Source organism: Aeromonas sp. R9-2 (genome assembly GCF_040908025.1).
Lineage (GTDB): Bacteria > Pseudomonadota > Gammaproteobacteria > Enterobacterales > Aeromonadaceae > Aeromonas > Aeromonas veronii.
This window is the reverse complement of record NZ_JBFOCX010000006.1, coordinates 128,827-138,782: the sequence shown is the minus strand read 5'-3', so window position 1 is coordinate 138,782 and position 9,956 is coordinate 128,827. Positions and strand designations below refer to the sequence as shown.

Here is a 9,956-nt window from a genome sequence, read left to right as displayed (position 1 = left end):
TGTTTTCGCTTTTCTTTCGGCGCCTGCTTCGCTAGGAAGCTGGCTCATCAGTTCGGCGTGTTCCGCCGTGCTGGTAGGGGCGCATTATAGGGAGCGGCGCTGCGATAACAAGACTTTTTTTGAAGAAAATCACGAAAATTTCAAATTATTCAATTAGAAACAGCTTATTCAGTGTATATATACAATGTTATCCACAGTCCGGTTATTTCACTCCCATTTTAGCGTCATTTATGTCGCCTTCAGTGACCTTGGGAATGCCATACTGGAGCCGATAACCTCTCCCGAGTGGTCCATGGTAGCGCCAATCAGGAAAGCTGGTTACCATGGAGGTGAATATAGTGTTGCACCTTTTTTGCTTTCATTTACAAAAGGTCTTTTAAGATGAATTTATCCAAGTTTCCCGTCTATATGCAGGCCGCAATCCTTGCTCTGGTATTGGCAGTGGTTGGCTACCTGGTTGCCCAGGCCCTGCAGTTCTCTTTGAAAGCGGAAGTGATTTTTGCAGCAGGTCTGGCCATCGGCGGTTTCGTGGTACCGCTGTTCCTGAAGCGAACCCCGGCTAATGTCGCCGAGTCGATCGCCAATCAGGAGACTTGCACCTTATATGTAGGCAACCTGCCATATCGCGCCAATGAGATCGCAGTGCGCGAATTGTTTGCCGAACAGGGCCAGGTCATTTCCGTGCGGTTGATGAAGGACAAGGCAACCGGCAAGCGCAGAGGTTTCGGTTTCGTGGAGATGCCCGCCGCCGATGCCGCCAAGGCGATTGCCGCTTTGAATGACAAAGAGTATCAGCAGCGCACCCTCAAGGTGCGTGAAGCGAATGACAAACGTGATAAAGAGGAAAGAGAAGGTAGCGAAACTGACGCCTAACCGCTCGTCAGTACTTCACCTCTTCCAGTGATGACAGCCCCCATGCTTGCAAGGGGGCTGTCAGTTTTTGAGCCTCCCCATCCAGCCGGGTACAGTAAGCCCTGGCAATCACCTCTTCTATATGTACAGGCTGCAAGGTTGCATGCCCGCAATTGCTCAGCAACCAGGCCACCCGTTTGGCAACGGCACTGCCCGAGTCGATCAGCTGACATTGCGGCATCAGTTGCCCAATCTCTTCATTGAGTAGCGGGAAGTGAGTGCAACCAAGCACCAACGTATCCGGCTTTTCTTCCCCCTCCAGCCAATCGGCCAATACCTCGTGCAGTAGCGCCATATTGACCGGTAGGCCAGCCAGCTTGTGTTCGGCTTCTATGACCAGCTCGGTGGTGCCCTTGAGCAGCACCCGCTTGCCGGGAGCAAACTGGGCGATCAGTTCGTGGGTATAGTGGCGGCTGACGGTGCCTGGCGTAGCCAGCAGACCGATACAACCGTTGCGAGTCTGTGCAGCGGCGGGCTTGATGGCTGGCACCACCCCCACCACGGGAATATCCAGTGCCTCACGCAAGGCCGGCAGCGCTATGGTGCTGGCCGTGTTGCAGGCAATCACCACCAGATCGATCTGATGACGGGCCACCATGGTGGTCACCAAGCGGGTGCAGGCAGCAATCAGGGCAGGCTCGCTCAATTCACCATAGGGGAAGTTGGCATTGTCGAAGCAGTAGAAATAGTTGTGTGCCGGCAAGACGCGACGGATCTCGCGGTAGATGGTCAGGCCACCCATACCGGAGTCAAACACGAGAATATTGGCCACTTGACCTCCCCCTTTGGTGCAAGGCGGCGATCATACTCCCGCCTGCCGCCAATAGAAAAGGCCCTGCCAATGGCAGGGCCTCGGTTTTTCAAAGATGAACCGAATAAAGCATCAGAAGCGGTAGTCGGCAGTCACTTTGAACTCGGTACCCGGCGATGCGTAACCATAAGCGGGGGCGTAATCACGATCGAACAAGTTGTCTATACGCCCCCCCAAGGTAAATTGCTGGGTCACCTCGTAACTGGCGGCCAGGTTTAACAACGTATACGCACCGAGCTCTACCCGTTGGTTTGTCGCCCAGTTATTGTCATAGCGCTTGCCGACATAGAGCAGCTCAGTCGTCAGTGTCGTGGCATCGAATCGGGTATCTGCGATCCAGCTGCCCTTATGCTCGGCTCTGCGCAGCAACTGCAAATCCTGATTACCCTTGTCTTTGGCTCTGGTGTAGTCGTAACTCAAACGATGATGCACGGGCCCGGTATCGATACCGATTTCCGTTTCCACCCCTTTGATATCCGCCGTGGTATTTTTGGGATTACATGTGTAGCTCATGCTGGTCAGGCAATAAATCAGATTATCGATGCGGTTGCGATACAGATTTACAGACCAGTCCCAGGCCGAATAGCGACCTGACAGACCCAGCTCCAGGTTTTTGCTCTCTTCCGGCTTGAGTGTCGGATTCTCAGACCCTGGATAATAGAGCTGGTTGAAGGTGGGCGCTTTGAAGCCAGTACCGTAGCTCAGCCGGACATTATGGTTTTCATCGATATCCAGCCCGCTGGCCGCAGACCAGGTGTTGTGACGGCCATATTGCTGGTTGTCATCAGTACGACCTGACAACTCCCACAGCAGCGCCTGCCAACGGTAGCTCCCCACGGCAAACAGACCGGTATTGTCGCGATCAGGTGCGCTGAAGGTTTTGCCATAGCTGCGGGAGTCTGATTTCATCTCCTCACGCTGCCAATCTGCGCCACCGGTCAGATTCATCCCTTCGATGCCGCTCCAACTGTTAATCCAGGAGAAGCGGGTTAAACCTGTATGAATAGGCTCACCGCTAGCCTCTCCTTTAGCCTCCTGCCAAGTCTTCAGCTTGTTCTCACCGTAACTGGCTTCAAGTCGACTGCTCAGATCCTTACCCTGGAACTTGAGACCACCATCATATTGGAAAGCCTGTACCCGACTCTGGTCCGTGCTGCCATCTGTGTCGGTGAGATTGTCATAGCCCTGAGCATTGAAGTCCGCACTCCAAGCATCATTAAAAGCGTGGTTCAAACCAATTTGGCCATTACGGCTAGCAAAACCATCCCGATCCGGCTGTTTGGTATTGGCTACGACATCAAAACCATCGGTACGCTCGTAGCCAATCAGCATGTTCATATCGGTTTTTTGGCCCAATGCCTGAACCGTTCTTAGCTCGCCCTGACCATAACCATTGCTGCCAGCACCGCCCTTCAGGTGTGTCTCGCTGCCATTCTTGGCGGATGTTTTGGTGATGAGGTTGATAACGCCGCCAATGGCATCGGAACCATACACAGCCGCGCGTGGGCCACGGATATACTCGATGCGCTCGATATTACCGAGCGGGATTTGGCTGAGATCAGGCGTACCCGCCACCATAGCTGCAATCGGACGACCATTCATCAAAACCAGCGAGTGGTTGGAGTTGGTTCCACGGATAAACAGGCTACTGATGTGACCCCGGCCTCCCAGTGTCGCTATCTGCACACCAGGCAGGGTTTTCAGCAGTTCGGGCAAACTCTGAACCTGACGAGATTCGATCTCGGCACGATCGATCACCACAACGGGCGCCAGCACCGAGCTGACCGGTTGTTCCACGCGGTTGGCCGTAATGACCAGAGTTGGATTGATGGGGATGGTGGTTTGGGCAAACGCCGCCGTCGGCAACAGGGCAGCCGCCAGAAATTTCTTCGACATGAGAGATCCTTAAGTTCGCGTAAGTATCTACTTCGTGGCCGGTTTCTCTCGGCCCGAAATACGAACTCTGGCAGGTCTTCGGGCTCGGGGGCTGATAGCCTACGGCGACGGCTTCCCGCCTGACGGCAGTGCCCTGATGTCGCTTCGTTCCCCCTTACCGCTGCGCGCCAGCTCCGGATTCTCACCGGATTCCCTATTAAGCATGATGCGCCAAAGCGGGAGGATTATAGGCAGAGCAACGCTGGATGTATAGCCATCCAGATTTCTATTTATTGCCAGCCAGCGCCGCCAGCCGCTGCTGGGCGCCCTCCATCACCGCCTGTACCCCGGGATGGGAGAGATGGCGCCCTGCCGAGACCAGATAGTAAGAGAGGGTGACCTCGGTGAGGGTCGCAATCCGCTCCACCCCGTAGAGGCGGCCAATCTCGTCGGCCATCGCCAGCGGCGCCGGGAAGATCCCCATCCCCGCCTTGCCGAACGACTTCATCAGGGTGGAGTCATCAAACTGTCCCACCAGATGGGGATGAATGCCCTGCTGGCGATACCACTCCAGCAGCCGATCGTGGGTGGCAGACTTCTCTCCGGGAATAAGCAACGGCAACCCCTCCAGCGAGGCGGGAAAGCCGTCCCGCGCCCGCGCCGCCAGCTCGGGACTGGCAAACAGCGCCAGTGGACTGCGCCCCAGCTCGTGGTTATAGCCACGCACGCCGCTGTCGGGAGGGAGAGGGCGATCGATCAGCACCATATCCAGCTTGTGGCGGGCCAGTTCGCTGAACAGCTGCTCGGCCCGCTCCTCGTGACACACCAGCCGCAACGGGGTCGCCAGCGCCATTGCGGGAGCCAGCAGCTCGAACGCCAGAGTACGGGGTACCGAATCGGCGATCCCCACCTGCATGGTCAGCTCCTGACTGGCGTGGCGCAGGGTGTGCTCCAGCTCGGCACCGAGCGAGAAAATGGCCCCCGCCTGCTCCTGCGCCTGCCGACCCGCAGCAGTCAGCACCAGACGCCGCCCCACCCGGTTGAACAGCGCCACTCCGAGGGACTGCTCCAGCTCGGCCACCTGACCGCTGATGGTCTGCGGCGTGAGATGCAGCTGTTCGGCGGCCTGCGTCACGCTGCCGCTGCGTGCCACATGCCAGAAGTAGTAGAGCTGTTTGTAGTTGAGCATGCCGTTCCCTATCAGTTTTTACCGAACAACCATCAGCGAAAATCTGATTTTATCGAAACATTGCGGGCTCTAGCATGCAACCATTATCTGAACTGCCCTGCGAACCATCATGCTGGACGTTGTTGTACTCTTCTTTCTGTTTGGTCTGCTGGCCGGTCTGGTGCGCTCCGAGCTCAAACTGCCTCCTGCCCTCTACGACACCCTCTCCCTCTTTCTGCTGCTGGCCATCGGCCTCAAGGGCGGCGTCGGTCTGGCCCAGCAATCCCTGCAACCTCTGCTGCCACAACTGGCGCTAGTGATCCTGCTCGGCGTGGTGCAGACCCTGCTCGGCTTTGCCGTGCTACGCCTCAAGATGAACCGGGTCGATGCCGCCGCCACCGCCGCCCACTATGGTTCGGTCAGCGTCGCCACCTTTGCGGTCGGGGTGAACTGGCTCACCGAGCGGGGCATCAGCTTTGAATCACAGCTCTCCATCTTCCTCGCGGTGATGGAGATCCCCGCCATTCTGGTGGGCATAGTGCTGGCCCGCGGCATCAGCCGCGAGACCCGCTGGCGCATGCTGGCCCACGAGACCTTCCTCGGCAAAGGGGTAACCCTGCTTCTCGGCGGTATGGCCATCGGCTATCTGGCCGGGCCGGACGGAATTGCCCCACTCAAACCGCTGTTTGTCGACCTGTTCAAGGGTGCGCTGGCGCTGTTCCTGCTGGAGATGGGCCTGATCGTCGCCCGTCAGTGTCAGGATCTGCGCCGCCACGGCCTGTTCCTGCTCGGCTTCGCCCTGTTGATGCCGCTCGCCTCGGCGGGACTGGGGCTGGCGGCTGGCCAGCTGATGGGCCTCTCTCTCGGCGGCCTGACCTTGCTGGCTACCCTAGCGGCCAGCGCCTCCTATATTGCCGTGCCGGCTACCATGCGCATCGCCGTGCCTCAGGCCAACCCGGGGCTGTCCCTCAGCGCCGTGCTGGGGGTCACCTTCCCGTTCAACATCATGCTGGGGATCCCGCTCTACCACAGCTGGGCCCGCCACTTCACGGAGTAGCCACATGCAGACCGAGACCCGCACCCTGCTGACCGTCATTACGGAAGCCAATCTGGAGCCGACCCTGCTGCGCACCCTCACCCGCGAGGGGCTGCGCGGCTACACCATCACAGATGCCCGCGGCCGGGGGGATCATGGCGAGCGCAACGCCAGCTGGAGCGAGAGCGGCAACATCCGGCTGGAGGCGATCTGCAGTCGGGAGCAGGCAGAGCGGCTGCTGGCCCACCTGCAGAGTCGCTACTACCCCGACTACGCCATGATCGCCTTTCTGCAACCGGTCGAAATCGTGCGACCCGAGAAATTCTGAGCCGGCTTGCCGGCTCTTTTTGTTTACCAAAAGCAAACGTTTAACAGCAAGGAACAAATACACATGAACACCCCTCCGCTGATCGGCCTGGTAATGGGCTCCGACTCCGACTGGCCCGTGCTGCAGGCCGCCGCCCGCATCCTCAAGGAGCACGGCGTGCCCTACGAGGCACAGGTGGTCTCGGCCCATCGCACCCCGGATCTGCTGTTCGAGTATGCCGCCACTGCCCGCGAGCGCGGCCTGCGCGCCATCATCGCCGGGGCCGGTGGTGCCGCCCACCTGCCGGGTATGGTCGCCGCCAAGACCACATTGCCGGTGCTGGGGGTGCCCATCCCCTCCCGTCATCTCAAGGGGATGGACTCCCTGTTCTCCATCGTGCAGATGCCCAAGGGGGTGCCGGTCGCCACCTTCGCCATCGGCGAGGCGGGGGCCGCCAACGCCGCCCTGTTCGCGGTCTCTCTGCTCTCGGTCGCCCGAGATGACGACGCCCCCCGCTACCGGCAGCAGCTCGACGACTTCCGTACCCACGAGCGCGACCGGGTGCTGGCGCTGCACCTGGAGGAGCCGACATGATAGTGCCACCCGCCACCCTCGGCATGCTGGGGGGCGGCCAACTTGGCCGCTACTTCGTGATGGCCGCCCACCGCCTCGGCTACAAGGTGGTGGTACTGGATCCCGACCCGGCCAGCATCGCCGGTGCCGCCGCCGATCACCATATTGTCGCCCCCTATGACGACCCGACCGCCCTGCACGAGCTGGCCAGCCGCTGCGAGGCCATCAGCTGCGAGTTCGAGAACGTGCCCGCCGCCACCCTCGCGCTGCTCGAAAAACAAAAGCCGGTGCGCCCAGCCGCCAGCGCGGTGCGCATCTGTCAGGATCGCCGCGAGGAGAAAGCCTTTCTGCGCGGAGCTGACATCCCGGTCGCCCCCTATCTGGCGCTACTGCCGGAAGAGCCCATCCCCGCACAGGCCAGCGAAATCTTCCCCGCCATTCTCAAGACGGCCCGCGAGGGGTACGACGGCAAGGGGCAGTGGCAAATGAGCAATCTGGATGAGCTGGCGACGGCGCTGGCAGGCAGTGGCGTGCCCTGCGTGCTGGAAAAACGGCTGGCACTGGAGGGGGAATTTGCCCTGACCCTGGCCCGCAGCCCGAGCGGCGCCATCAGCGCCCTGCCACTGGTGCAGAACTGGCACAGCGGCGGCATCCTCGATCAGACCCGCTCCCCGGCCAATGTGCCGGTGCTGGAGAACGAAGCCAAAGGGATCGCTGAGCGACTGATTGCCGCCCTCGATTACGTGGGGGTACTGACGGTGGAGTTCTTTCTGGTGGAGGGGCGACAGCTGGTCAATGAGCTGGCACCCCGCCCCCATAACTCGGGTCACCCCAGCCTCGACAACGCCGAGTGCAGCCAATTCGAGTTGCAGGTGCGGGCCCTGTGCGATCTGCCGCTGCCGGAGCAGATTGCCGTGCGCCCCGCCCTGTTAATCAACCTGCTGGGGGATCTCTGGCAAAACGGCACGCCAGACTGGGCCGCCCTGCTGACGCTGCCCGGCCTGCATCTGCACCTCTATGGCAAGGGCGAACCCCGCCCCGGCCGCAAGATGGGCCATATCACGGTAACCGGTGACGACTGGTCAACGGTGGAGGAAACCTGCTGCAAGGCCCGCCAGCTGCTGGGGCTAGCGCCACGCTGATCGAGTATCGGAAATGCAAAGACCCGGGCATGGCCCGGGTCTCTGTTTTTGCTTGCTGTGGCAGGGAGGCTTGTCAGGCCCGCTCCACCGCTACCGGTGCCGGCAGGCGGATGGTGAGGGAGAGCACCAGCGCCACCACCAGCAACACCAGGATCAGGTGGAAGGTCGCCATAAAGCCGCCAAACAGGGAGGCCACGATGGAGCCGATGATGCTGCCCAGACCAAAGCCCAGATAGATGACGCCATAGTTCTTGGTCAGGTTGTTGAGACCGAAGAAGTCGCTCACCAGCGAGGGGTAAACGGTGATGGTGCCACCGAAGCTGAACGCCACACAGGCGACCGCCACGAAGAAGAGGTTGGCATTGAGCGGCACGAACAGCAGCAGCGCCATGCCCGCCAGGGTAATCAGCTGGGCGATGGTGATGACCCTGATGCGGGACATCTTGTCGGAGAGGATCCCCAGCACCAGACGGCCACCCAGGTTGGCCATGGCGATGATGGCGACGGCATTGGCAGCGACTACAGCAGGCAGACCCACCATCTTCTCGCCGATATCCTTGGCTACGCCGATGACGTAGAGGCCGCTCATGCAGGCGGTGAGGAACATCAGCGCCAGCATCCAGTACTGCGGCTTGCGCATCGCCTCGGCCAGAGTGAAGTCACGACTCTCGCTCTGCTGCACGGAAGCGGCCTGCTTGGGCGCATCCTTCATCAGCATGCCGCCCACCAGCACCATGGACATGGCGATCAGCCCCCACAGCTGGAAGGTTGTCTCAAGGCCGGAGCTGGAGAGCAGCAGCAGGTTGATGTATTTGAAACCGAGACTGCCGAGGCCATAGGCACCGATGGAACAGGCGGAGATCAGCCCCTTGCGCTCCGGGAACCACTTCACGCAGTTGGAGAGGGTCATCAGGTAGCCGGTACCGTCGGCAAAACCGACCAGAATGCCCGCACAGAGGTAGAGCATCGCCAGATTGCTGGCATGGGCGGTGAGGAAGAAGCCGATGCCGAGCAGCACACCAGCGCCCAGGGTCACGTTGCGCACCCCGAACCGCTCCTGCAGCTTGCCCGCCATGGAGGAGGCGACCGCCAGCGAGAGGCTGAGCAGGCCGAAGGCGAAAGCGACCTGACTCACCGGCTCGTCCAGCTTGTCGGAGAGCTGGGCGTTGAACAGGCTCCAGGTGTAGACGGAACCCAGTGCGAACTGGGTGATAATGGTACCGATCAGTGTCAGGTACCAGGTGCGGTTCAGATCGATGGTCATGATGCGTCTCGGTCGATGGCCTTAAGGAAATTGAGGCCACTATAGGCAAGACGCAGCTCGCGCCGATCGATTAAGGCATGAAATGCAGATCGGCGGGAATGAATGACAATCAGAGCCGCATCAGCTGACGGAACGCCTTGATGTTGCTGCGACTGACCGGCACCTCGAACGGCAGATCATGGAGCCGGATGAGATAGGTGCTGTTAAACCAGGGGACTATTTCGCGGATCTTGTTGATGTTGACGCAGTAGGAGCGGTGACAGCGGAAGAACCCTTCGGCAGGCAGCCGGCTGACAAACTCGCTGATGGTCATGGTCATCACGTAGCGATCATCGCGGGTATAGACATAGGTGAGCTTCTCGTCGGCTTCCGCGTAGTAGATCTGCTCGCAGGGGGTGACGATGATGCGCTCCCCCTTCACCAGATTGACGGTGCGATTGTGGGGGCAGCTCCCCTCGCCGCTCGCCTCCCCCGTGGTGGCTGGTTGCGACTTGCCCGCATGCTCGAGCTTTTGCAGCAGATTGATGATGCGCGGCTCGTTGTAAGGCTTGAGGATGTAGTCGAACGCCTCCAGCTCGAACGCCTCCACCGCAAATTCCTTGTAGGCGGTGACGAAGACAATGTGGGGCGGATGACTCGACTTGTGCAGGTTCTTGGCCAGCAGCAAGCCGTCGATGGAGGGGATCTGGATATCCAGAAACACCACGTCCACCTCGTGATCCTGCAGGTATTTGAACGCCTCCAGCCCATCCTCAAAGCTCGCCACTATCTCGATCTGGCTGTGCTGATTCACCAGATAGATGAGCTCTTCACGAGCCAGATATTCATCTTCGACAATAATGGCTTTCAGCATGACAACACCTCTCGC

General features: G+C 59.9%; 10 protein-coding genes and 1 riboswitch. Of the genes, 5 read left to right on the top strand and 5 right to left on the bottom strand.

The features are described from left to right. The first annotated feature begins 381 nt into the window (after positions 1–381). Positions 382–873 (top strand): RNA-binding protein, encoded by a 492-nt coding sequence (locus tag AB5Y71_RS01780; RefSeq protein WP_005339200.1) that lies wholly within the window; start codon positions 382–384, stop codon positions 871–873. 7 nt (positions 874–880) lie between these two features. Here the strand turns inward: AB5Y71_RS01780 and murI are convergent, their stop codons facing one another. The 3 genes from murI to AB5Y71_RS01765 form a co-directional block, all read right to left on the bottom strand. Next, positions 881–1,684, bottom strand: coding sequence for a glutamate racemase (murI, locus tag AB5Y71_RS01775; protein ID WP_368170853.1), 804 nt, complete (start codon positions 1,682–1,684; stop codon positions 881–883). 111 nt (positions 1,685–1,795) lie between these two features. Then, a complete protein-coding gene (locus AB5Y71_RS01770; protein ID WP_181270071.1) occupies positions 1,796–3,619 on the bottom strand; it encodes a TonB-dependent receptor in 1,824 nt (607 codons plus the stop codon). Positions 3,620–3,670: 51 nt separating this feature from the next. Beyond that, positions 3,671–3,849: riboswitch (cobalamin riboswitch) on the bottom strand. A gap of 35 nt (positions 3,850–3,884) precedes the next feature. After that, complete coding sequence (locus AB5Y71_RS01765; protein ID WP_139743165.1) at positions 3,885–4,787, bottom strand: LysR family transcriptional regulator; 903 nt, start codon at positions 4,785–4,787, stop codon at positions 3,885–3,887. A 109-nt stretch (positions 4,788–4,896) separates the two neighbouring features. On the opposite strand from AB5Y71_RS01765, the gene AB5Y71_RS01760 reads away from it, so the two are divergent. From AB5Y71_RS01760 to AB5Y71_RS01745, 4 genes are all read left to right on the top strand, one after another. Next, positions 4,897–5,823 carry a sodium-dependent bicarbonate transport family permease gene (locus AB5Y71_RS01760; protein ID WP_005342109.1) on the top strand — a complete coding sequence of 309 codons (927 nt, stop codon included), beginning with the start codon at positions 4,897–4,899 and terminating at the stop codon, positions 5,821–5,823. Positions 5,824–5,827: 4 nt separating this feature from the next. After that, complete coding sequence (locus AB5Y71_RS01755) at positions 5,828–6,130, top strand: hypothetical protein (RefSeq protein WP_005321666.1); 303 nt, start codon at positions 5,828–5,830, stop codon at positions 6,128–6,130. 63 nt (positions 6,131–6,193) lie between these two features. Next, complete coding sequence (purE, locus tag AB5Y71_RS01750) at positions 6,194–6,703, top strand: 5-(carboxyamino)imidazole ribonucleotide mutase (RefSeq protein WP_123174051.1); 510 nt, start codon at positions 6,194–6,196, stop codon at positions 6,701–6,703. Next, the gene (locus tag AB5Y71_RS01745) at positions 6,700–7,824 is read left to right on the top strand and encodes a 5-(carboxyamino)imidazole ribonucleotide synthase (RefSeq protein ID WP_368170852.1); all 1,125 of its coding nucleotides are present in this window, start codon (positions 6,700–6,702) and stop codon (positions 7,822–7,824) included. Before purE ends, AB5Y71_RS01745 begins: the two co-directional genes overlap by 4 nt. Before the next feature lie 73 nt (positions 7,825–7,897). On the opposite strand, the gene AB5Y71_RS01740 is transcribed toward AB5Y71_RS01745, so the two are convergent. Then, a complete protein-coding gene (locus AB5Y71_RS01740) occupies positions 7,898–9,088 on the bottom strand; it encodes an MFS transporter (protein ID WP_368170851.1) in 1,191 nt (396 codons plus the stop codon). A gap of 109 nt (positions 9,089–9,197) precedes the next feature. After that, on the bottom strand, positions 9,198–9,941 hold the full coding sequence (locus AB5Y71_RS01735) for a LytR/AlgR family response regulator transcription factor (RefSeq protein ID WP_368170850.1): 744 nt from the start codon (positions 9,939–9,941) through the stop codon (positions 9,198–9,200). Positions 9,942–9,956 lie beyond the last annotated feature (15 nt).